Here is a 22,098-nt window from a genome sequence, read left to right on the forward strand (position 1 = left end):
GCGCCCCGGCGCTGGCGCTGGCGCTCGGTTGGAGCTTACGCCCCTTTTGTCTCGTGAGGTCGGGCCCGAATGTCCTCTGTGCGAGCCCTTAGGTCCATGCGAGCTCTCAGGCCATCGTCGCTCGGGCGTCCGCCCTGCGATCCGTGTTCACGCGACCCCGTCGCGGGGTCATACGACCCTGTCGCGGGGTCATACGACCCCGTGGTGGGTCACACGACCGTGTCGAAGGGCCTCCCAGTCGCGACGCCGGAGAGCGTCCTCGTGGAGGCCGGGTCCAGCAGCCCGGCGAGCCGGGTCACGATGACGTCGATCTCGTGCGCGCAGGCGCGCAGGACGCCGATCGGCTGGGCCCACGGGTCCTCGACGTCGTCCTCCAGGCCGGGGACCGCGGCGACGAGGCCCCTGCGGCCGGCGGCCTCCGCGACCACATCTGCGGAGGCCCCGTCAGCGAGCCGTACGAACTCCTTGAGCGTGAAGCAGCGCCGCATCGCCAGCGGTGAGATCCGCACCGCGGCCTCCCGGTGCTCGCGTGCGAGCCCGAGGATCAGGTCTGCCCCGCCGACGAGGTCCTCGGTGAGCGGGCGGGACACGAACCCGGCCCCGTCGCCGCCCAGTTCCTCCAGAACCCGCCGGGTAGCCGCGTCCATACCGCTGTGGTGCCGCGCCCCGGTGCCGGCGCTCTCCGGCCACACGGCCGACCCGGGCGCGAGCCTGGCCGCGAGCAGCCGCTCGGCGAGCGCCGAGCGGTGCACATTGCCCGTGCAGACGAAGAGCACCCGGGTCATTTCTCGCCCGCGAGGTGGGTCACGGCGGGCTCGGCGGCCTCCTTGCGCCGGCCTGACGGCCGGGGCGCGGGCAGCTCGCCGTAATTCCCGTAGCCATAGCCCTTGCCCTTGTTGAGCGGGGCCATGCTGAAGACGGTGCCGAGGGTGCGTACCCCCACCTGGCTGAGCGATTCGGCGGCCGAACGGACCTGGTCGCGGCCGGTCTTCGAAGCGCGTACGACGAGCAGCGCGCCCTGGGCGAGCGGGGCCAGGCCGACCGTGTCGGCGACCGGCAGCAGGGGAGCGGTGTCGACGATCACCGCCTCGTAGCGCCCGGCGAGTTCACGCAGCAGCTCGCCCATCCGGTCCGACGACAGCAGCTCCGTCGGGTTGGGCGGCACCGCGCCGCTGGTGAGCACCGACAGGCGGCTCCCGGCCTGCTGCATCACTTCCTCGATGCGGGCCTGTCCGATGAGCACGGTGGTCAGTCCGGCGTTCTGCACCAGACCGAAGGTGCGCGCCACGCACGGCCTGCGGAGATCGGCGTCGACCAAGCAGGTCACGATGCCAGCCTCGGCGAGTGAAAGGGCCAGGTTGGCAGCGGTGTTGGTCTTGCCCTCGCCGGGCACCGGGCTGGTCACGACGATCACCCGCGGCCGGTCGTCGACCTGAGCGAACTGCAGATTCGTGCGCAGTTTCCGGAAGGCCTCCGCGCGGGTCGAGTGCTTGGCGGCACCGGTGGCCAGTGGCTGCTTCGTGGCGTCCTTGTCGAACGGGATGGACCCGAGGACCGGCAGCGCGATGAGCTCGCTGAGCGCCTCACTGGTCTTGAGGGTCGTGTCGAGGGTCTCGCGCAGGGCGACGACTCCGGCGCCGAGGAGCAGCCCGCCGATGAGACCGGCTGCCAGGTTGAGCAGGTGTCGCGGTGAGACCGGGGCACTGGGAACGGAGGCCCGCTCGGTGATGCCGAGCGAGACCGGCGAGACGGGAGCGGGGGCCGGGTCGGCCTCGGCGGCCGGGTCGCCCGCCGGCGGAGAAGGCGCGGGCTCCGCCGCCTGCTTCGGCGTCTCCAGCTGCTCGACGACAGTGCCGAAACGCGCCGCAACGGCATTCGCGATACGGGCGGCACTCAACGGCGACGTGTCCCGGACCGTGATGTTGATGAGCACCGTATTGAGCGGGACTTCCGCCGTGATCCGGGACGCCAGCTGCTCCGGCGTGGTCCGCAACCCCAGCTCACGCACCACTGGTTCGGTCACCTGGCGGGTGGCGACGATCGCCGCGTACGACTGGACCCGAGCCTGCGAGAAGCTCTGGCCCTGGTTGAGCTCAGCGGTGCCGGCACCGGTCCGGGTGGCGACGAAGAGCTGAGTGCGGGCCTCGTAGACGGGTCTGATCAGCTCGTTGGCGGCCTGACCCGCCCCGATGCCGAGCAGCAGGCAGACCATGATAGTCGGCCAGCGTCTGGCGAGAACCTTGAGATATCCGCGGAGATCCAACGTTGTACCCCTCACAGGGCTAAAGAAATAGTCAGGGAAAATTCCGGTTTGCTCCCTATGTGCATCGCAGAGGATAGGCGCTCCGGCATCTCAAACACGGGAGTCACCCGTTCGACGGCACGTCAGTCATACAGAGCGTCAGGACCCGCTCCCCGGTCACTACGGCAGGGGAGCGAGTCGCCTCCCGACCTCGGCGACCCCTCCGTGGGCACGACACGCGCGGCGCACCACCCATCGTGCCCCGGGCGTCGTGAGAGAGTCCTAGCCTCAAAAAGGGCATTTCTCAACAGAGCATGTTGAATCCCAACGAACGGATGCGAGTCATGCTGGTCAAGCGGTTCATCGATGTGGTCGGCAGCCTGGCGCTGCTGCTGCTGACGGCCCCTTTGATCACCGTCATCGGCGTCGCCATCGCCACCACCTCCCCAGGCGGCGCGCTCTTCCGGCAGGCTCGGGCCGGGCACAACGGACGCCCGTTCAAGATGCTCAAGTTCCGCACCATGCAAGCTGGTGCGGACGCCCAACGGGACGCCCTCGTGGCATGCAACGAGACGAACGGCCATCTCTTCAAGCTCCGTGACGACCCCCGTATCACCCCGGTGGGGCGGCTGCTGCGCCGCCTCTCGTTGGACGAACTACCGCAGCTGATCAATGTGTTGCGTGGAGAGATGTCCCTGGTCGGTCCCCGCCCGCTGCCGCTCGAGGACTCGGGCTATACCGGTCCGGCCCGCGCCCGGCTCTCCGTACCGCCAGGGCTGACCGGCCTGTGGCAGGTCAGCGGGCGCTCCGAGCTGCCCTGGGACGAGATGGTCCGGCTGGACCTGTACTACGTGAAGCACCGCTCACTGGGCCTGGACCTCGCCATTCTCCTCCGTACGGTCCCAGCGGTGCTGGCCATGCGCGGCGCACACTGAGTCAGCGGCCCGCTGGAGCCTCAGTCCACCTGCGCCACGGGGTTGGAGCGGCCAACACCCGCGAAGACGTGGAGCGGCAAGCTGACCCAGAACCACGTCGCCGATCAAACGGTCAGTTTGCTCGTTCCCTCGCCGAGGCAATGCAGCCGGTTTGAACCGCAGTCTGTGGAGTCTCCAACTCCCACTCAGCAGAATGCCCGCGGCATGAGCCCCCATTACACCGGTGAGCTGCAGGCCCTGCCCCACCCCGGCGCACGCTGCCAATCAGGGGAGCTCTGGCGAGAAACAACGTTCCTTCGCCGAATTCGCCCATTTCAACAGGTATGCATTGTCCGGCGCCGGAAGATCGACACCGCAGACATCTCGTCGCCGATGCCTCGCTGGCAGAGCGGGTCTCCCGCACAGCGGAAGAAAGGACTCCATGTCTGAGAGAGCGATCACCAGCGCGGGACGTTGCCCCTCCACCATCGAGCAGCATGCGGATTCCGGCCCGTACGCACGGTCCCGCCATCTCCGCATCGTACTGGTCGCGTTTGCCTGCGATCCGACCCGTGGGAGCGAACCAGGGTTCGGCTGGGCCTGGGCGGAAGCACTCGCGAGACGCGGACACACCGTGGAGGTGCTGACCCACTCCGCACATGACAACACACGGAATATCAGGCGCCGAGTCGACGAACTCGGACCGGTGGGCAACCGCATCAGACCACATGTCATCCCGGTGCCGCCCTACCCCTCTTGGGTTGGACTTCTTCCTGGCACGTTGAAGGAAATGGCTTCGGAGTTCTTTCGCTACCGCGGCTGGCAACGCCTGGCCCTGGACTACGCCCGGAGTCGGGGACTCGACCGGACCGATCTGATCCACCACGTTTCCTACGGCTCTCTGGAAGGCGCCTGTGAACTGCGCCGTCTGGGGCCACCCTTGGTGTTCGGGCCGGTCGGCGGGGGTCAGACGGCACCGCACAGTCACCGCCGCTACTTGGGCCGCGCGTACTGGCAGGAGGCGCTAAGGACACAGCTGTGGGTTCGCGGCCTCAGCCTCCGGTCCTCCTGTCGTGCGACGATCCGCGAGGCGGCGGCGGTGCTCACCACCAACCGCGACACAGAACAGCTCGCCCGCCGCCTGGGCCGTACGGACTCCCTCATGATGCTGGCTGACGGCGTCCAGGAGACTCTGATCCGCCCTCAGGCAAGGAGTGCATCGGCCAAGGGGGGTGATCCGCCAACCATCCTGTGGGTCGGGAAACTGATCCCCCGGAAAGCCCCGGCACTGGCATTGCGGACCTTCGCGCTTCTCCGGTCGGACGTTCCGGAGGCGCGCCTCGTCATCGTGGGTGACGGACCCCTGCGGTTTCAACTGGAGAGGCTCTCGGCACAGCTGGGGGTGCACGAGTCAGTCCACTTCCGTGGTCGACTGCCCTGGGAACAAGCCCTACGGACGTACGACAACGCCGATGCGTTTCTGATGACCAGCCTGCGGGACTCCTTCGGCTTGCAGGCATTGGAGGCATGGGCACGAGGTCTGCCCGTTGTGCATCTCGATCACCAGGGCATCCGGGATTATTCCGCACCCGGCGGCGCGATCCGTGTGCCACTGGGTGACCCCGCCGATCTTCCGCATCGGCTCGCTCAAGCACTCGGCAACATGCTCGGCGATCAGCAGGTACGTCGCCGCATGGGAGGCGCGGGGGTGGCGTGGGCACGGCAGCACACATGGGCAGTTAAAGCGGAAGCGGCCGAAAAGCTCTACCACTCCGTTCTGGCCAGTGGGCGGTCTTCAACTGAGGCTGTGTCGATGTCCTGACCGACACAAGGTCAAACCACCTGCCTGTTCCAGCGTCCAACTGAACGACAGTACGCGGTGAAACATGTCACTTCTGAGTAAAGGCCTGTGGGCACTGCAGCGTCCGGCGGCCACAACTCCTCCAGCCACCATGCTGACCCGACTGGGTGCCTGGCGGGTACGTACCGCCCTGCATATGGGTGCGACCGTACCCATCGCCGGTGGCAGCATGCACTTCTGGTGCCCGCCCGAGTGGCGCGGCAACGCCAAGATGACGTACGTGTGGCGCGACGACTACGAAGTTGAGCTGGCCCAACTGCATCGCTGGGTCCGGCCTGGCGACGTGGTCGTGGACGTGGGTGCGCACTACGGCAGCTACACGCTCCCTCTGGCCCAGCTCGTGGGAGCCCAGGGCTGCGTCTTCGCTGTGGAGCCGGCCGAGCATGCACGTGCCGTTCTGAGCCGGAACATCCGAATGAACCACTTGCGCAATGTGCGGCTCCTGCCCGTAGCGGCAGGCGCCGAGTCCACGCGCGGCAACCTCCACCTGCACGACGACCGCTCCCGTGCGTCCATGCAGGAGACATGGGAACAACGGACAGACGTGCAGCAGGTGGAGGTGGTCCGGCTCGATGACGTGGTGCCATCCGGGCATCGGATCTCTCTCATCAAGATGGACATCGAGGGCTATGAACCCCAGGCTCTTCGAGGCGCCACAGGAATTCTCATCCGGGACCGCCCCATCGTGATCTTCGAGCTCCTGTCGCACCACCTCGGTACCGCCGGCTCGGCTCGAGCGGCTTGGGATCTTCTCGTGGAACACGGTTACCGTATGCACCGGGTCACGGATGAAGGAGCGCTACTTCCCGTGGAAAGCCCTGAGCAGCGTTGCGGCTCGTCCAACAACGTCGTCGCCCTCCACCCGGACGAACGGCACCGAATCGGTACGACCGCGTCGTGAGCGGCGTCCACCCGATGAACCACTCCGCAGAGCGCGACATGGACACGATCAGGGGCTTCTAGGAATCGTTGTCCGTGTGCTGCCGCTGACCAAACCTTGACATCGTTGACGTTGCCCGGCACGACTTCCCGAGCGGGAAGCCTCGCGACTGGTCATCAGGAGAGGTCGTCCGCCTGTTTGCGACGCCCCATGATGTGTACCAGGCATACGTACTGACGATTCCGTCGTACAGTTTGATCTCGGGCGTCCATCCCAGTGCGGCGATCCGCGAGATGTCCAGAACCTTGCGGGGCGTGCCGTCCGGCTGGGTGGGGTCCCATTCCAGGACGCCTTCGTAGCCGACGACGGACGCCACCATCTCTGCGACCTCTCGGATGGTGAGGTCCTCCCCGGTACCCACGTTGACGGGTGAGTCGGAGTCGTATCGCTCGAGAAGGACGAGACAGGCGCGGGCGAGGTCGTCGACGTGGAGGAATTCTCGACGGGGTGTTCCGGTCCCCCAATTGACCACTTTGGGCGCCATCTCGACGCGGGCTTGATGAAATCGCCTGATGAGGGACGGCAGCACATGCGAGTTCTCGGGATGGAAATTGTCGCCGGGCCCGTACAGATTGGTCGGCATGGCGCAGATCCATGGCAGGCCGTGCTGCCGCCGGACGGCCTTGACCTGCATGATTCCGGCGATCTTGGCGATCGCGTATGCGTCGTTCGTTTCCTCCAGAGGACCGGTCAGCAGGGCGTCCTCACGGACGGGCTGGGCGGCGGCCCTCGGATAGATGCAGCTGGAGCCGAGGAAGAGCAGCCGTTGCACGCGGTGTTGCAGTGCGGCATCCAGGACATTTACCTGAATACGCAGGTTGTCCGAGATGAATTCGGTGGGCCGGGTGGCGTTCGCCTTGATGCCGCCGACCCGGGCTGCGGCCAGGATCACCACCTGGGGCTGGTTCTCCGCGAACCAGTCGAAGACGGCCGGTCGGTCCCTGAGATCCAGTTCGTACGAACCCGGCCCGAGCAGTGAGGTGAACCCCTCGGCAGTGAGATGCCTCCAGAGCGCGGACCCGACGAGTCCGTTCCGTCCGGCGACAAAGACCGGAGCGGAGCGGTCCAGCGTTCGGTTCGTGCCGGTCGGCACTGTGGATGCGACGGTCATCAGCGAGCGCTCCTGTCTGGCATTTGCTGCGGGATGTTCGATCAGTCCGCTCTACAGAGCCGGAGCCCCAGCGTATTACCCAAACCACAAACCAGACACATCGCCACAATGCACCGAAAGTAACGATGAATTCCCTACGCTGGCGTACGACGGTGGAGGTAGGCCTCAGGGACTCCGGATCCGAACGTCAATCCACCAGCATGGAGTGCACGTGGCAGGCAAGAAGGCGCTCATCACCGGCATCACCGGCCAGGACGGCACCTATCTCACGGAGCTGCTGCTGGAGAAGGGGTACGAGGTCCACGGCATCGTCCGCCGGACTCCGACCTTCAGCACGGACCTCATCGACGATCACAGTCCGCAGGCGCGGTTGTCCCGCTCCACTACGGCGATCTGACCGACGGCACCCGGCTGACCAGCCTGCTGGAGACCGTGCAACCCGACGAGGTCTACCACACCACCGGCCTGGGCACCAGACGCCTGCTGGAAGCCATCCGCTCCACCAGAATCCCCTGCAGTACCTGGTCGGCGTGGGGGAAGGACAGGCCGGGGACGGTGGCCGCCTTAAGGGTCGTCGGGCAGATCGCCCGGCATGTGGTCGTGGTGGCGGGTGACGGTGGAGATCAGGGAGGATGGCGTGCAGACGCGGCTTTGTTGTGATCAACGGCTTCAGACCCTTGATCATCCGGAGCCGCGTCCCGTTTCACCAAACCTGTGAAACAGGCATCCCTCCTACACCGTCATGACCGTGATGTCTCGTCACCCGAGAACGCTCGCGCCCTGGGAAGGCGCCGGACATTTTGCTGGAGGTCTGGTCGAAGCGACAGGGCAGGCCGACGGGGCGACAGGCGGCTGATTGATAGAGCCTGTGCTCAGGAAAGCACCTCTCGGTAGACATCGATCGTCCGTTGAGTGGTTTTGCTCCAGGGGAACATCCGGGCCCGCGCCAGACCGCGCCTGGTCAGCTCCTCACGGGTTGAAGTGTCCAGCACACGTCCGATCGCATCAACTAGTTCGTCGAGATTACATGGGGAGAAGAGCAGTGCCGCATCGCTCACTACCTCTGGAATGGATGCTGCCCTGGAGGCGATTACTGGAACCCCTCGTGCCATCGCTTCAAGCGGCGGTAGTCCGAACCCCTCGTAGAGTGACGGGTACACGAGCGCCACAGCGCTCTGGTAGAGTCGGCAAAGCGTCTCCTCGTCGGCTTGTACAAAGTCAACACGACGCGATAGCCTGCTGTCTGCCAGCAGACGCTTCTCCTCGTTAGTCGGGGCGCCGCCGCCGGAACACATCAGGCGCAAGCTGGCGAGTTCTGGAGCTCTGAGTGCTTCCACGAGAATCCGCCAGTTCTTATAACCGCTCCGACCCCCTACGTACAGCAGATGGTCACCGCTGGCGTTCCTCGTCGCGACGTTCGGGATGTGCACACCGTGGTGGACAACCGTGATCTTGCTGCTCGGCACGCCGAGCATGGACACCAAGTCCTGTGCCGTCGCTTCCGAAACCGCAATGATCCTGTCGGCTCGGGCGGCCCAAAATCGCTGCCGGTCGACCGTATTGTCGCTCGGCGCGAAGTAAAGCGGGTATCTGAGGTGAATCAAGTCATGGAATGTGCAGACATGTGGTCGGGCGCCGGGAAGCATGCTCGACGTGTAGTAGGTGGGGTGGACCACGCACGCCTTGGGCTGAGTCATGGAATATGCAGCGAACGCCGCCTTGCTCAGTAGAAGGCGGGATCCTACTGGTAGTTGCCGCAGTCCCGTCCTTGCTCCGCGGCGTGCAATGTACTGGTTGTTGTGCAAACCAGGGAAGATTTGCGCGTCGATGCCTGCTTTGATCAATCCAGTGTGCAGCTCGGCAAAGTATCGGCTGACTCCACCGAACCTCTGCCGGACGAATACATCTGGTGAAAAAAGGACTCGCACGTGCACCTCTCCCCTGTCGTGGAAAAAGCAGAACGCCGCTGCCTCGCGTCCTGTCGATGACTCTGCGCGCAAACGGCCATGCGCGGGGCCTCGGACGGCACCGATGCGGCGGGGCCGTCATGCCCAAGTCACGGAGAAGCTCACCGCCTTGCTGGACCAGCGTATCCGCGGGTGCGAGGCCCGAAGCCAGCGCTCGACTACTGTCGCAGCAGCGCGCAGAAGTGACCGGCACTGCTGGGACCGATCGTCAATTCGAAGCGGGCGTCCTCGGCTAGGAAGTCCCGGACAGCCTGCTCCGGTCCAGTACAGAAGTGCCCATAGTCGTCGACCATCAGTACCGAGCCTGGTCGAGTCCTGGGGCCAAGTAGCCGCAGGCCGGACAGGATGGGCTTGTACAGGTCGAAGTCTAGGTATGCGAAGGCGACGACGTCTGGCATGTCTTGGACGTCAGGGCTGATGAAGCCCACGACGACGTGGGTCCGTTCTTGCGGGAAGCCCACCGAGGCGAGTTGCTGGTGCACAAGCCGCTGAGGAAACGACATCGCCGACTCGTAACAGTCCATTGACCCTCGGTTCTCGATGTCATCGATGAGTTTATCCTCCACCGTCGGACGTGACAGACCTTGGAACGAGTCGTACAGCCACAGGTGCCGTCCGGTACCGATGATTTCATTTGCCAGCAAGGCTGACGTGGCGCCCTGGGCAACGCCCATCTCGACGATGTCGCCGTCACCACTGTCCTGGGCTTTCTGTAGCCAGTGAAGAAGGAACATCGCCTCACCGATATCCGTCCCAATGAGCCTCGACATCAGCGGGATCCGGCCATCCCGCTCCCGCAGGCCAGGAAACACGCGCTCGACATAGACGTCGTACAGACTCTTTACCACGCGGGTGTACCGTCCGCGGTTGGCTTCTTCTTCGCGCTCCGTGATCACACGAGCCCCAGCAATGCGGAGCACGCGATCCAGAGTGTTCCTCACGGGAGTCCTTACATTCGGCATGCAGCGACCCTAGCCATCAGCTGGTGGCTCATCCGGTAGCTAGGGCGGTGAGTCGAATTCGATCGCACAGGAAGTCCAGCCTCGATCTTGCATGAGGGTCCGTCAGCTTGCTGACGGACCCTTTCTGCTCGTTCAGAGCGGAGATTTCTGCTTGTGTGTGGGCAGGTTGAGGGCCTGGCCCCGATTCTTCAGCGGGATTCGGCCGCTGACCGGCTCGGTGGTTCGCCCGTAATGTCCTCTGCCGTGTGAGGCGGGCCGTCGTGTGACGCTGCGGGCTGCGCCGGATTCCACGGGCCCGGGATGCTGACGGTTGTCCTCCTTCCTGGTCCTCGTCGGGTCTGGGTGCGGCCGTCAGGTGACGGCCGGGAGCTGGGTCAGCCGCCTCCAGCTGGTGGTGAAGGCCGATGCCCAGGGCCAGGTCCGCTCGATGCGTAGGTAGCGGCGGCGGGCTTGGCGGGCCAGGCGGGCGGGCAGGTGGCAGAGGCGGAAGCGCATGGTGTCCGGTTCGGCGTTGGCCAGATCCTCGCTGTTGTGCAGGGGCAGCAGACGGAGCACGGCTTTGCCGGTGCGGATGCCGTCTTCGACTTCGGCGTGGTCGCGGTGCAGAGCGTCGAGGAACTGGATCTGGTGGGAACCGGCGATGCCCCACATGTGCCGGATGCTCGTCGCCGTGATGGAGTAGCGCCAGCTGGTTTTCTTCTCGAAGGCGGTCAGCTTCTTGATCTGCCGCCGGGAGGGCTTGACGCGGTACACGATCAGCCGCAATCCCTCCGGCCAGCCCGCGGGCTAGACTAACCAGAGATGAAGCGTAGGTCCAGGCATTGCGGACCTGCCAAAACGGAAAACAAGGGGAGCCCCTTCAGGACGCCAGACCGAGAACCTTTGGCAATTCACGACATCCGGCATTTTATAACGCTCACTGCCGACGTGCAACATGCGGATTACCCCAAGCGAGGGAAGTTGTGCATGATGCATCTGCAGATCGGGACGGGCACTCTCGATCACCTACGAGCCTTGATATCATCCCCGAGTGTTGAAAAAGCGTGTAATGAACCTGACCCAAAGGGTCATTAATCACGGAATCCAGGCCAAGATCGATGAATTGCGCTTTACCGTCGGCGCGATGGAGAGTCGACTGGCGACTCTGCTCCCACACCCAGAGCGTCTCCAGGACACCGAGTACAAGGTCTTCTCCCAGGGAGGCGAAGACGGCATCCTGGAGTTCCTCACGTCACGGCTCTCTCCCCCGGACGTATTCATCGAGATCGGCGTCGGCGACTACACCGAGTCCAATACCCGGTTCCTGGCCATGAAGGACAACTGGCGCGGAGCCATCATTGACAGCGGAACCGCACACATCGATTTTCTGCGCTGCAATGGCATGGCATGGCGCTGGAGCATCTCGCCTGTTTCCGCCTTCGTCACGGCAGAAAATATTAACGAACTGATCCACGGGGCCGGAATTGAGGGCGAGATCGGTGTTCTCTCCATCGACATCGATGGAGTCGATTACTGGGTCTGGAAGGCCATCTCGACCGTATCCCCCTGGGTCGTGGTCATCGAATACAACAGCGTATTCGGGCCGGACAACGCAGTCACTGTTCCGTACGACCCTGAATTCGTCTCCTCCGAGGCGCACCACAGCTTGCAGTTCTATGGGGCGTCTCTGTCCGCCCTGCATCACCTCGGCGTGGCGCGGGGTTACCGGCTCGTCGGCGTCGGGAGCAACGGCGTCAATGCTTTCTTTGTCCGCAACGATGTAGCCGGCCATCTGTGGGACCTGTCGCCCAGCCAGGCCTTCGTCCGTTCCCGCGTCCGGACCGCCCGCGGTGCGGACGGAAAGCTCACCTACACCGGGGATGACCACGGCCAAGTGCTCCACTCGATGCGGGACAAGCTGCTACATGTAGTCGACATGCGAAGCAACCTCCCGATCGCCGAGGTCTTCGGAATCTGACTCACGGGAGCCAGATGACGTTCTGCCGGGTTCTGGGACGGGATTTCCCCGTCAGGAGCCGGTTGGCACGACCACGTCCGCTGCGCCCCCGGAAAACGACCACGTGGTCGAAGACGCCTCCGAGGCCAACGCGTCCTCGGCTGGAATCCCACCGTGCACGCCCGGAACTCGCCCGACTCCGATGGTCGACTCCGGCGCGCCGCCGCCGCTCCATGCTGGAATTGACGCGTACGCCGGGAGCATCTGTCGCCAGCTCTCCGTCGGCACCACGACGGCCGTCACCCCGCGCGCCCTCCGGAAGGAGACGCACGGGCGGAGCGTCAGGTCCACGGGGATTGGGGAATTCCGTACCGCCGAGCGCCGACCAGGTGCCCACGCGGCAGTGTGCCGCAGCAGGTCTGCGCGCATCAGGCCGGAGCCGCACCAGAAGCGCAGCGGATCCGGCGAACCAGCTGTTCGTGGTCCTGCATCCATCGCGGACGCAGCCGACGCTTGCGCAGCGGGTAATAGCAGCGATGAAACCTGACGGCACGGTCGAAAGCGCCCTTGCGGAACTTCTGCCTGGTCAACAGGTGCAAGGTGCCGGCCGGATGATATGCCATTCCCAGGCGGTGCGCTAGCGTGCGCAGGGTCAGGGCGGCGTAGAACGAGACGTGCTGGCCGGCCTCCGGCGCCAGGTACCACCACGACGGATTGGCCGTACCGTCGTGGAGGTACTGGGTGAAGACGAAAGAGTTCGCTCCGGTTTCGCGCAAGGCTGTGTCGACGAACGCGAGCGGATCGGCCACGTGCTCCATCACCTCGACGGCAGTCACCGCCGTCGCGAACCCTTGCCGGCCTCCGTCCCACTCGAAACCGCGGGCGAACAGATTTTGGCAATGCGGGTCCTGCCAGTAAAAGTTCAGACCAGCGTCACGCAGGAGCCGGACCAGGAGCCCGTAACCACCGCCATAGTCGACATATACGCCATCGGGACCGAACATTCCCGCCAGGACGGATGTCAGCACGGGAGACAACCGCAGATTTCGTTGCGCGACGCCGGTATCGATTGCCGCGACGGCCTCCGAATAGGCTTCCTCCAGCCAATACGGCTCGTCGATGAACCAGTAGGCGCAGTCGACGCACATGTGATACGTCGCCTGATGGCGCCCGAGGACCGTGCCCCGATGTGTAGCCCGGGATTCACCGTCACAGATTTTGCACAGGACCATGGAATGCGAGTCTACGGACGCGGCGTCCGCCGGGCCTGAAGCCATACGGGCGGTGGGCAATGATGAAGTTGCATGTTCACCCGTTGAGTGCAGTACCGCTTCCGAGAACTATCGACGGCTCTCTTGGAACGGGTAAATCTCAGCGACCTGACATCACTCGTGGCCGCGGAGGCTGGCCCGTTTTTTTGCTGAACCAATCGGCACTGCACGACGATGCCATTGGCTCGCGCTCCCAGGGCCTGCAGGCTACGTCACACCGGTTTCTGCTTTGTGCGACAAGAGGTAGGCGCAGGTGCAGGTTCTTTTCTCACCGGACGTGTTCGTCCGGCAGAGGTTCGGCGGAGTCAGTCGATACTTTGCCGAACTCCACACCGGATTGACGGAAGCGGGCGTTGACGCACGCATCTTCGCCGTATTACACGACAACCAGTACATCGCAAGGCGCGAAGCAGGGCGGGCTCGGCGTGCCGAGTGACAAGATCACGGTTATTCATCTCGGCGTGCGCATTCCTGATGTCCTGATCAAGAGAGAAACGAGCGACCACATCGTGGACGCCCCTGAGATCCCCGGAACTCGCGGCGCTACGGCTCGTCTGCTCAGGAGGTGGCGCCCCCACAAACGAGGAGAAGGCGCTGCTGGAGGACGCGGGGTGTCGCATCGCGTTGAATTCGTGCAAGCCGACGAGGAGACGCTCCGCCGGCTCTACCAGACCGCGGTGGCACTTTTATCCATCGCTCTACGAGGGATTCGAGCTGCCGCCACTGGAAGCGATGGCCGGGGAGTTCCGGTGGTTGCCGCCAAGGCGGCATCCATTCCAGAGGTCGTGGGCGACGCGGCGCTGCTCTTCGACCTCATAGCCTCGACGAACTTGCTCATGCCCTCGGGCGCATGCACGACACGTCAACCCGCGAGGAGCTGACGAGGCGTGGGCTTGCACGGGCGCGAATGTTCACCTGGAGCAAGACCACTCAGCAGACGATTGACGTGTACCGCGAAGTTCTTTCCTGAGCGGGCCGACAAAGTATTACTCAGGAAGGTCTCCAATGCCGTACACAGCTAATCCGACACACTGGGCGATACCCTAGAACATGGATAGAAATTCCTTACCCTGACCACGTGCCGGTGTCCCTTCCGCCGGGAGGCGAACTCGGCGACTACGGATCCGACCACCAGCAGGGAGTGCACGTGGCAGGTAAGAAGGCGCTCATCACCGGCATCACCGGCCAGGACGGCTCCTATCTGGCCGAGTTGCTCCTGGAGAAGGAGTATGAGGTCCACGGCATCGTCCGCCGGGCCTCGACGTTTAACACTCAGCGGATCAACCACCTCTACGAGGACCCGCACGATCCGCAGGCGCGGTTGTTCCTGCACTACGGCGATCTGACGGACGGCACCCGGCTGGCCAGCCTGCTGGAGACCGTGCAACCCGACGAGGTCTACCACCTGGCCGCCCAGTCACATGTCCGAGTGTCCTTCGACGAGCCGGAGTTCACCGGGAACACCACCGGCCTGGGCACCACACGCCTGCTCGAAGCCATCCGCTCCACACAACTGCCCTGCCGTTACTACCAGGCCTCCAGCTCCGAAATGTTCGGCGCAACCCCACCACCCCAACACGAAAACACCCCCTTCCACCCTCGCTCCCCCTACGGAGTCGCCAAGGTCTACGCCTACTGGACCACCCGCAACTACCGCGAGGCCTATGGCATGTACGCCGTCAACGGCATCCTCTTCAACCACGAATCACCCCGCCGCGGCCCCACCTTCGTCACCCGCAAAATCGCCACCGCCGCCGCACGCATCAAAGCCGGCCTCCAGGACACCCTCTACCTCGGCAACCTCGACGCCCGCCGCGACTGGGGCTACGCAGCCGAATACGTCCACGCCATGTGGCTCATGCTCCAACAAGACCAACCCGACGACTACGTCATCGCCACCGGCACCAGCTGCAGCGTCCGCGACTTCGTCGACTACTGCTTCACCCACGTCGGACTCAACTGGCGCAACCACGTCCACTTCGACGAACGCTACCTACGCCCCTCCGAAGTCGACCATCTGGTCGGAGACGCCTCCAAAGCCCGACACACCCTCGGCTGGAAACCCACGATCCACGCCCCCGAACTCGCCCGGCTCATGGTCGACGCAGAGCTCGCCACCCTGCCGCGACCCGTCGGTCCGGACTCGGCCTCCGACTCGACCCTCACCCTGACGGCAGGGTGAGGGGGTGACATCCCGGACCGTTACGGCGTCCCAAGCGCCTTCGAAAGTCGCCGTCCTGATGACCTGCCACAGCCGGCGGGAACGCACGCTCGCAGCCCTGACCTCTCTGAAGGCCCAGGCCGGCCTTCCGGCAGGAACGGCTCTGACCATCCACCTTGTCGATGCCGGAAGCACGGATGGCACCTCCGCCGCCGTGCGCAGTGCCTTCCCGGAGACCGATGTGGTCACCATGGGTCCGGACATCTTCTGGGGCGCGGGTACCCGCATGGCCGCTGCCCGAGCCGATCCTGACGCTCATGTGCTCTGGCTCAACGACGATGTCGTACTGGCCCCCGATGCCCTCGCGGTGCTGCTGAGCACCGCCGTCCCGCTGGAACGGCCGGTCATCGCAGCCGGCGCCATGCGGTCCAGCGACGGAACTCGCACCACATACGGCGGCTACCGCGCCAAGAAAGCGGCATTTGGTCCACTGAGACTGGAGAGAGTGAAGCCGGGTCCAAGGCAACACACAGCCTGCGACACATGCAACGGCAACGCTGTGCTGGTTACGAACGCTGCGAGACGCATCCTTGGGGACATCGACGACGCGTTCCCCCACCGCATGGGCGACCTGGACTACGGCCTGCGCGCGCGCAGGGCCGGTATCCCCGTCCTGCTCTGCCCCGGTCATCTGGGCACCTGTGACGACCACCCACCGCACGCCCCTGGCACTTCAGGTGAACTCGGCATCACAGCAAGCACGGCACTGCGCCGACTGGCATCGGTACGAGAACTGCCACCACGGCCTTGGTGGCGGTTCTGCCGACGATACTTCGGCGTCTGGGCCCCGCTCCTCTTCTGCTCCCCCTTCGCAAAAACGCTGGCTGTCACGCTCAGCCCTCCGAGGCGGAGGCCATGGCGAGGTGCGCCCTCGCAGGCACCTGCGCTGACATCCGAAAGCGACGCCTGAAGATCTGGTCGACCGGCTCCGTTATGCCCTTTGGCGCCGCAACCCTCAGATTCCGTGCATTTCGTATCCAACTTTAGGACGACCACGGTGCAGCACCTTGCCGTCGCTCTCGAAGCGGCACCAATCCTGGCCGCCCAACTCGCACTTGCCGCTCTTACCCTGTGGATCTTCGCGCGACATTCCTCCACAGGCATCGCGCTGCTCTTGGCCGCGCAGGTGTGGACGACAGCGGCCCGCGGGCAAGTCCCTGCACTCGACCTCGGCTTCAACGCATACCCTGTCGACCTCGTTGCCGCCTGTGCGTTCCTGGTGGCTTGCGCTCGCCTGCTGCGGCACGGTCTGCCGGCTCGAGCGGGGGTGCTGCTCATCTTGGGAATGATCGGCCTGACTGCATGGTCGGTCGTTCGAGGAATCAGCGTCGGCGGGTTGCTGGCCGCGGCCCACGACTCCCGCGTCTACTTCTTGCAGGTCTTCGCCTTCGTCCTGTACGTCGCAACAGCTCCATTGAGCGCGGCCGCAGGCAGAGCCGTCAGTCGAGCGTGGCTGGCTGCTGCTGCCACGTACGGGCTGTTGAGCCTGGCCGGTTGGGCCGGCACAGGACTGCATTCGGCGTCGACCGCAATCACGTTCGCAGGCGGGACCATCGATGCCAGGCCTGTGTCCGCCAACGCAGCACTCATCCTGCTGCAAGGCGCGGTGCTGCTGCTCTGTCCGCTGGCATCGAAACCGTCGGCACACGGCGCAGCACACAACGAAAAGTCGAGTGCCAGGCGTCACCATCCGGTTAGGATCGCGATGGCCCTGCTGCTCCTCGTATTCGTCATCCTGTTGCAGCATCGGACCGTTTGGGCTGCTGCAGCCGCCGTGGCAGTCATGTACTGGGGGCTCCGTCCCTCCCAGGCGGGCAAGCGCATCATAGTCGCCGTTGCGGGCGGCCTCGTGAGCTGCCTTACCGCTGTGTGCTTCGCGGTGGGCGCCTTCGGCTCGGTCGGCAGCACGCTTGCGGCCACCTTTGCGGAGGCGCAGCAGACGCACAGTACGTTCACCTGGCGGATGCTCGGCTGGCAGGATCTGTTGAGCGCATCCAGGTCCTGGGTGGAGTGGCTGCTCGGAGCGCCATTCAGCTCCGGCTACGCGCGCACCGTGGAGGGCGGGCTTACCACGGTCTCCCCGCACAACTACTACGTGCACATCGTGCTGCGCCTGGGTCTGGTGGGTCTGGTTCTGCTGCTGGCCATGTACGCCCTGGCCTGGCGGCGACTTCCCCGTAGCAGCCCCGCCAGCCTTGGGCTTCGTCTGTTGATCGTCTCCCAGCTCGTATTCTGCGTGGGCTACTCGCTATTCCCCGAGCAGGGGTTGCTTCTGGGGCTGTGTCTGTGGCGGGTCCGTGCCTGTATGGCAGATCGGGACCCAGAAAAGACACTGGCGGACATGCCGACGCCATCCGTCGATCAAGGGCTCCGAGAGCAGCGGAATCGGGTGATCTTCCGGTCCGGGGCTGCGGTGTGACGTTGTGTCCGGTTGCACAGCAAGACTCTGGGCGGCTTGCACACCGCCGACCGGCCTTCGTGGCGCTGCCGGGGGCGATAAGAGGTCTCTATCCGACAGAACGTTCCAGCGTGACCAGGAGCGTTCCCGCCGTCACTGCCGTGAGTTCTCGCGGATGGTCCTGGACCTGCCTGAACCGGAAAGCAGCCTCCTGCACCGCTACAGCCGTGACCTTGAGGTCGTCGCCGCTGGTCAGGATCTCGTATGCCTCGGAGGCTGAGTAGGGGCGGACGTGGTGGATACGGTCCGGGTGGTTGATCGGAATGCTGCCGACCAGAATCCCTCCCGGACGCAGCACCCTGGAGAACTCGGCCATGGCCCTCTCGGGCCGGTGGATGTGCTCGAGTGTCTCGAATGTGACCACAGCTCCGAAGCTTGAATCCTCGAATGGGAGGTCGAACACAGAACCCTCGACGAAGGAGAATCCCGGGAACCAGCGCCGGGCCTCTTTCAGCGCTCGGCGGTCCAGGTCCAGCCCTTGGTATGTCGTCGCGCCGTACAGGATGTGAGCGCCGTACCCGCTTCCGCACGCGGCGTCGAGCACATCGCGACCGGCCACCACTTCACTGGCCATGACGTAGCGCGCGATATGGCGTAGGGCGACAGAGTCGATGCGAACGTGCACGTCGCTATGGAGTACGTGCTTCTTGAACAGGTGATAGAGGCCCTTCATCTGGGCGGGCGCAACGCGGTATGCCGTTTGCTTCAGCATTTCAGGTATTCCTGTTCAAGTCGCTTCTCGCATGGCTGAACCAGATATAGCCAGCGTCTGGCCATAGTTGCTGACTGGGCGTGCCGCGGCAACCGCACACGCAAGATGAGCGCCAAGTATCCGATAGCAAGGGATTGGAGTTCACTCCGACGACCGCTCTGTCGGCTGGTCGTCGGTGGAACACAATCCGGCGGGTCCCGCAATAACGCATCAAGAGAACAGACAATGGACGCGTGACTCTTCTCCATGGAGTCCGCACGGTGGCACGGCGTTTTGGCATCGATGTGGACAGATTCCCCGAGTGCTCGCTTCACTATCGCGTTGTCCAACTCATGTTGCACAACGACATTAACGTCGTCCTCGACGTGGGGGCGAACAGCGGTGAGTACGGCGCGATGCTGCGAAGGTTCGGGTACCAGGGGCGCATCGTGTCCTTCGAGCCCGTGGAGGGGCCGCGGCGTACTCTGGAGCGCCGGGCGGCGGCAGACGCGTTGTGGTCGGTTCAGCCGTATGCACTCGGCCGCGAGAAGGCAACGGTAACCATCAATGTCGCTGGGAACGGTTCAGCCAGCAGTTCCGTGCTGTCCATGCTGCCCCGGCACACCGAGGTCTGTCCGGAATCGCGCTACGTGGACCGGCAGAAGGCCGAGCAACATCGCCTCGACGAAGTCTGGAACCATGTAGCAGATCCAGGGGACCGTGTCTTCCTGAAAATCGACGTCCAAGGTTACGAGGAAGCCGTTCTGCAGGGAGCCGGGGATCTCGTCGGCCAATGCTCCGGGCTGCAGGTGGAAGTCTCCTGCGTTCCGCTGTACGAGGACGGCATGCAACTGCAGCAGGCGTTGGACTTGGCGCAGCACAAGTACGGTTTGACTTTGATGTCCATCGTGCCGGGTTTCACTGATCACCGCACAGGCCAGATGCTACAGTGCGATGCGGTCTTCCTCCGAGGTGGCACACGGACCTGACGGCGGTGTCTGCTCGAATTGCGGCCAGGTGGGCGGTGGACAGCACGTGCTCAGCCCGCATCACGACGAGCATCGCCACGGGGGATGACTCCGTATCGGATGAGATCGGCGCTGCGTGGGCCGAGAACCGCTTTCGTCATCAGGAAGTCCGTCAGCCAGGACCGCAGCTGGCCGCTGGCGTCCACTGCCACCCCGCGCGTGGCCGGCAGACCGGCACTCTGCTGCTTCTTTGAGGTTCCCCCGGCCTGCGGGAGGTGCTGATCAGCTGGTCAGCACGGGTTGACGGGGGTTCAGGTTCGTTCGTTCGGCCGTTGCCTGGTCGGCGTAGTGCTTCTCCTCGAACTCGACCGGGCTGAGGTAGCCGAGCCGTTTCTGGATTCGCCGGGAGTTGTAGAAGCCGTCGATGTACTCGAAGGGCGCGAGGTTCGCCTCGGCCCGGGTGGCGAAGACGCGGCCGCGGATGCACTCCGTCTTGATCACTATCCACAAATTCTCCGCGAGAGCGTTGTCGTACGAGTCCCCGACCTTGCCCATTGATGCTTGAACTCCGCCCGCTCCAGGCGAGTTGTCAGCTTCACAGACGTGTACTGACAGCCGTGGTCGGCGTGGTGCACGAGTGTGCCGGGCTCGACCTCGCGGGAGGCGAGCGCGTATTCGAGCGTGGTGAGGACCAGGTCGGCGTCCGCGCGGGCGGAGGTCTCCCAGGCCACCACCCGACGTGAGAACGCGTCCCGGATCGCGGACGGCCACAAGGGCCCCTCACCGGTCGCAATCATCGTCAGGTCGGTGACCCACAGCCGGTTCGGTGCGGGCGCGGTGAAGTCCCGCTCGACCAGGTCCGGAGCGAGGGTGGCCGTGGGATCGCGGCGCGTGAAGCCGCCCCGCCGCGGGCTGATCCCCGGCCCAGGCGGGCGTCGGCGGCCCACCAGGTCTCGGTGTGCCAGTCGCGGAAATGACGCTCAACGGGCGTCCACTCGCCGGGATGACGGGTGTCTTGCCAGGTCCCGGCGTGGGCGGCATCGATGGGCGTGTGCGGCTGGTCGGCCGGTGCCCAGGTGCCGTTGCGGGGTTTGAGTGCCACCACGTAGGCCAGCTCGGCATCCCGCAGCGCGAGGTACCAGTCGTCGCTGACGGAGTAGGCGCAGTCGGCGACCACCGCCCGGCATCCGAAGCCCGCCTCCTTTCCCCGGGCCGCGAGGGCGGCTGCCAGCTGCGGTTTCGTGCGGAAGGCCGGGACGGATCGGCCTCGGGCGAAGTGGTGGGCGGGCGTGTAGGGCTGTGCGTGCAGCGGGTAGTACACGCGGCCGTCGGTCCACACCGTGGTCACCGTGACGATGCCGTTGTCCGTCTTGCCGTACCGGCCCAGCCACTGCCGGCCCACATGCGCGGTGGCCGTGCCGTCCTTGCGGTCCCCGGAGTCGTCGATCACGATGACCCCGCCGTCGTGCGGAGCGGTCACCCTCTGCTCGCGCAGCAGCTCAAGCCGCCGGTCGTTGACCTGCTCGGCGTCCCAGGTGGACTCGGACAGGAAGAACTGCAACCGCTGCACCCCTGGTATCCCTGCGCCGGCCACCGGCTCCGCCCCGGCCAGGCAGGTGATCGTCTTGTTCCGCTCCCGCGGCGCCAGCAACCCGGTCAGGTACTCGCGAAACCCCCGCCGCTGGGCGAGGCTGACGAAGAGGTCATCGAACCCGGCCGCATACTCCTCCAGCGGCCCCGACGCGGGCGGACACGGACGGCGAGCAGTCATCTTCAGCCCCCACCACGGCAGTTGACTCGCTACCACCGCTCTACGACCAGCCCACGTCGCCGTCAACCCAAACTACCGACGAGTTCAACGAACTATCGGTAAAGAGCTCAGTCAACAGCCGCCTCGACGATCAAGGCGAATTGGGGTCGGGACTCCAGGTTTCGGAGTTCAGGGTCATCGCTCTGGCCGGGTGCGTAACGGCGGACGGCGGAGAAATCAGCTGACCGGAGCTCCGCCTCCACCGCCTCGAAGTCCCACAGGAATCCGGCGTGATGGCCGCAGTCCTGGAAGGTCATGCGCAGCAGATCAACCGGATGCTCGACCTGGTACCCCCTCCGCCGACACTCCTCCATCTCCCGTCGCGTCTCGTCGTCACGTGCCAGGTACAGCCGCACAGCGTGCTCGACATCGGGTGTCGACAGCCGGATGCGCCCGCCAGGTGCCAGAACGCGCCGCGCTTCACGGAACATGCGGCGGGCGGGCTCGAGGCGGATGTGCTCGATCATGTTGTCGGAGTAGATGTGACTCGCCGAGCCGGAGCGGACGGGCCACGTCCTGGTGGCGTCCAGATAAGACCGCGTGTGCCAGCAGACATCGGTGCAGATCCAGCCGGGCCGACGGCTCCGGTAGCTCCCCACTTCGATCTTGAGGAGGGGCCCTGATGACCTGGCCGCATGCGCGAACCGGGCCTTGGCGACGGGGCGGTTGACGGTGCCGATGACCGACTTGGCAACGCGTTTCGCAACGGACACGCGAGCGACGCTACAGCGCTGCCTCGGAGCGGC

General features: G+C 65.0%; 20 protein-coding genes and 2 pseudogenes. 10 read left to right on the plus strand and 12 right to left on the minus strand.

Annotated features, from left to right (window positions below; translation table 11 throughout):
* Nucleotides 1-209: 209 nt before the first annotated feature.
* On the minus strand, nucleotides 210-785 hold the full coding sequence (locus H1D24_RS04920) for an arsenate reductase/protein-tyrosine-phosphatase family protein (protein WP_181656120.1): 576 nt from the start codon (nucleotides 783-785) through the stop codon (nucleotides 210-212).
* Nucleotides 782-2,278, minus strand: coding sequence for a tyrosine-protein kinase domain-containing protein (locus tag H1D24_RS04925; protein ID WP_309484200.1), 1,497 nt, complete (start codon nucleotides 2,276-2,278; stop codon nucleotides 782-784). The genes H1D24_RS04920 and H1D24_RS04925 overlap by 4 nt, the downstream gene beginning before the upstream one ends.
* A 308-nt stretch (nucleotides 2,279-2,586) precedes the next feature.
* Between H1D24_RS04925 and H1D24_RS04930 the strand changes: the two genes are divergently transcribed.
* From H1D24_RS04930 to H1D24_RS04940, 3 genes are all read left to right on the plus strand, one after another.
* On the plus strand, nucleotides 2,587-3,177 hold the full coding sequence (locus tag H1D24_RS04930) for a sugar transferase (protein ID WP_258563830.1): 591 nt from the start codon (nucleotides 2,587-2,589) through the stop codon (nucleotides 3,175-3,177).
* Between the two features lie 421 nt (nucleotides 3,178-3,598).
* Complete coding sequence (locus H1D24_RS04935) at nucleotides 3,599-4,978, plus strand: glycosyltransferase family 4 protein (RefSeq protein ID WP_258563831.1); 1,380 nt, start codon at nucleotides 3,599-3,601, stop codon at nucleotides 4,976-4,978.
* Nucleotides 4,979-5,153: 175 nt separating this feature from the next.
* A complete protein-coding gene (locus tag H1D24_RS04940) occupies nucleotides 5,154-5,918 on the plus strand; it encodes an FkbM family methyltransferase (protein ID WP_181656124.1) in 765 nt (254 codons plus the stop codon).
* Between the two features lie 58 nt (nucleotides 5,919-5,976).
* On the opposite strand, the gene H1D24_RS04945 is transcribed toward H1D24_RS04940, so the two are convergent.
* A complete protein-coding gene (locus tag H1D24_RS04945; RefSeq protein ID WP_181656125.1) occupies nucleotides 5,977-7,068 on the minus strand; it encodes a GDP-L-fucose synthase family protein in 1,092 nt (363 codons plus the stop codon).
* 286 nt (nucleotides 7,069-7,354) lie between these two features.
* Between H1D24_RS04945 and H1D24_RS43935 the strand changes: the two are divergent.
* Nucleotides 7,355-7,728, plus strand: a pseudogene (locus tag H1D24_RS43935) (hypothetical protein); the annotation flags it as partial.
* Nucleotides 7,729-7,940: 212 nt separating this feature from the next.
* On the opposite strand, the gene H1D24_RS04955 reads toward H1D24_RS43935, so the two are convergent.
* The 3 genes from H1D24_RS04955 to H1D24_RS42105 form a co-directional block, all read right to left on the minus strand.
* Nucleotides 7,941-9,002: a glycosyltransferase family 4 protein gene (locus H1D24_RS04955; RefSeq protein ID WP_309484202.1), complete on the minus strand. Its 1,062-nt coding sequence runs from the start codon at nucleotides 9,000-9,002 to the stop codon at nucleotides 7,941-7,943.
* Between the two features lie 191 nt (nucleotides 9,003-9,193).
* The gene (locus H1D24_RS04960; RefSeq protein ID WP_181656127.1) at nucleotides 9,194-9,976 is read right to left on the minus strand and encodes a TylF/MycF/NovP-related O-methyltransferase; all 783 of its coding nucleotides are present in this window, start codon (nucleotides 9,974-9,976) and stop codon (nucleotides 9,194-9,196) included.
* Nucleotides 9,977-10,348: 372 nt separating this feature from the next.
* A complete protein-coding gene (locus H1D24_RS42105) occupies nucleotides 10,349-10,750 on the minus strand; it encodes a hypothetical protein (RefSeq protein WP_258563833.1) in 402 nt (133 codons plus the stop codon).
* A 277-nt stretch (nucleotides 10,751-11,027) separates the two neighbouring features.
* Between H1D24_RS42105 and H1D24_RS04970 the strand changes: the two genes are divergently transcribed.
* Complete coding sequence (locus tag H1D24_RS04970) at nucleotides 11,028-11,954, plus strand: hypothetical protein (RefSeq protein ID WP_181656128.1); 927 nt, start codon at nucleotides 11,028-11,030, stop codon at nucleotides 11,952-11,954.
* Between the two features lie 407 nt (nucleotides 11,955-12,361).
* Here the strand turns inward: H1D24_RS04970 and H1D24_RS04975 are convergent, their stop codons facing one another.
* Entirely contained in the window at nucleotides 12,362-13,165 is an 804-nt protein-coding gene (locus tag H1D24_RS04975) for a class I SAM-dependent methyltransferase (RefSeq protein ID WP_181656129.1), read from the minus strand.
* 392 nt (nucleotides 13,166-13,557) lie between these two features.
* Between H1D24_RS04975 and H1D24_RS04980 the strand changes: the two genes are divergently transcribed.
* The 4 genes from H1D24_RS04980 to H1D24_RS43485 all read left to right on the plus strand — a co-directional run bounded on the left by H1D24_RS04980 (nucleotide 13,558) and on the right by H1D24_RS43485 (nucleotide 17,844).
* On the plus strand, nucleotides 13,558-14,085 hold the full coding sequence (locus H1D24_RS04980; RefSeq protein WP_181656130.1) for a glycosyltransferase family protein: 528 nt from the start codon (nucleotides 13,558-13,560) through the stop codon (nucleotides 14,083-14,085).
* Nucleotides 14,086-14,351: 266 nt separating this feature from the next.
* Complete coding sequence (gmd, locus tag H1D24_RS04985) at nucleotides 14,352-15,386, plus strand: GDP-mannose 4,6-dehydratase (RefSeq protein WP_181656401.1); 1,035 nt, start codon at nucleotides 14,352-14,354, stop codon at nucleotides 15,384-15,386.
* 4 nt (nucleotides 15,387-15,390) lie between these two features.
* Nucleotides 15,391-16,335, plus strand: a complete 945-nt coding sequence (locus tag H1D24_RS04990; RefSeq protein WP_309484203.1) for a glycosyltransferase family 2 protein — start codon at nucleotides 15,391-15,393, stop codon at nucleotides 16,333-16,335.
* Between the two features lie 54 nt (nucleotides 16,336-16,389).
* Nucleotides 16,390-17,844, plus strand: a complete 1,455-nt coding sequence (locus tag H1D24_RS43485; RefSeq protein WP_181656132.1) for an O-antigen ligase family protein — start codon at nucleotides 16,390-16,392, stop codon at nucleotides 17,842-17,844.
* Nucleotides 17,845-17,932: 88 nt separating this feature from the next.
* Here the strand turns inward: H1D24_RS43485 and H1D24_RS05000 are convergent, their stop codons facing one another.
* Nucleotides 17,933-18,595 (minus strand): class I SAM-dependent methyltransferase, encoded by a 663-nt coding sequence (locus H1D24_RS05000; RefSeq protein ID WP_181656133.1) that lies wholly within the window; start codon nucleotides 18,593-18,595, stop codon nucleotides 17,933-17,935.
* A 233-nt stretch (nucleotides 18,596-18,828) separates the two neighbouring features.
* On the opposite strand from H1D24_RS05000, the gene H1D24_RS05005 reads away from it, so the two are divergent.
* Nucleotides 18,829-19,563 (plus strand): FkbM family methyltransferase, encoded by a 735-nt coding sequence (locus H1D24_RS05005; RefSeq protein ID WP_181656134.1) that lies wholly within the window; start codon nucleotides 18,829-18,831, stop codon nucleotides 19,561-19,563.
* Nucleotides 19,564-19,824: 261 nt separating this feature from the next.
* On the opposite strand, the gene H1D24_RS43940 is transcribed toward H1D24_RS05005, so the two are convergent.
* From H1D24_RS43940 to H1D24_RS05025, 4 genes and pseudogenes are all read right to left on the minus strand, one after another.
* Nucleotides 19,825-20,097 carry an IS3 family transposase gene (locus H1D24_RS43940; RefSeq protein WP_181656135.1) on the minus strand — a complete coding sequence of 91 codons (273 nt, stop codon included), beginning with the start codon at nucleotides 20,095-20,097 and terminating at the stop codon, nucleotides 19,825-19,827.
* Nucleotides 20,043-20,339: a DDE-type integrase/transposase/recombinase gene (locus H1D24_RS43945; RefSeq protein ID WP_181656136.1), complete on the minus strand. Its 297-nt coding sequence runs from the start codon at nucleotides 20,337-20,339 to the stop codon at nucleotides 20,043-20,045. The genes H1D24_RS43940 and H1D24_RS43945 overlap by 55 nt, the downstream gene beginning before the upstream one ends.
* A 121-nt stretch (nucleotides 20,340-20,460) precedes the next feature.
* Nucleotides 20,461-21,313 (minus strand): annotated as a pseudogene (locus tag H1D24_RS05020) (IS701 family transposase); the annotation flags it as partial.
* Nucleotides 21,314-21,420: 107 nt separating this feature from the next.
* Complete coding sequence (locus H1D24_RS05025) at nucleotides 21,421-22,065, minus strand: class I SAM-dependent methyltransferase (protein WP_181656137.1); 645 nt, start codon at nucleotides 22,063-22,065, stop codon at nucleotides 21,421-21,423.
* Nucleotides 22,066-22,098: the final 33 nt, after the last annotated feature.

Origin of the sequence: Streptomyces himalayensis subsp. himalayensis (assembly GCF_013778455.1) — a bacterium.
GTDB classification, from domain to species: Bacteria; Actinomycetota; Actinomycetes; order Streptomycetales; family Streptomycetaceae; genus Streptomyces; species Streptomyces himalayensis.

What these genes read in the sequence shown, in the direction of transcription:
- H1D24_RS04935 (WP_258563831.1), top strand. Translation starts at nt 3,599, where the DNA reads ATGTCTGAGAGAGCGATCACCAGCGCGGGACGTTGCCCCTCCACCATC.
- H1D24_RS04940 (WP_181656124.1), top strand. Translation starts at nt 5,154, where the DNA reads ATGGGTGCGACCGTACCCATCGCCGGTGGCAGCATGCACTTCTGGTGC.
- H1D24_RS04920 (WP_181656120.1), bottom strand. Translation starts at nt 785, where the DNA reads ATGACCCGGGTGCTCTTCGTCTGCACGGGCAATGTGCACCGCTCGGCG.
- H1D24_RS04975 (WP_181656129.1), bottom strand. Translation starts at nt 13,165, where the DNA reads ATGGTCCTGTGCAAAATCTGTGACGGTGAATCCCGGGCTACACATCGG.
- H1D24_RS43940 (WP_181656135.1), bottom strand. Translation starts at nt 20,097, where the DNA reads ATGGGCAAGGTCGGGGACTCGTACGACAACGCTCTCGCGGAGAATTTG.
- H1D24_RS43945 (WP_181656136.1), bottom strand. Translation starts at nt 20,339, where the DNA reads ATGATTGCGACCGGTGAGGGGCCCTTGTGGCCGTCCGCGATCCGGGAC.
- H1D24_RS04945 (WP_181656125.1), bottom strand. Translation starts at nt 7,068, where the DNA reads ATGACCGTCGCATCCACAGTGCCGACCGGCACGAACCGAACGCTGGAC.
- H1D24_RS05000 (WP_181656133.1), bottom strand. Translation starts at nt 18,595, where the DNA reads ATGCTGAAGCAAACGGCATACCGCGTTGCGCCCGCCCAGATGAAGGGC.
- H1D24_RS04930 (WP_258563830.1), top strand. Translation starts at nt 2,587, where the DNA reads ATGCTGGTCAAGCGGTTCATCGATGTGGTCGGCAGCCTGGCGCTGCTG.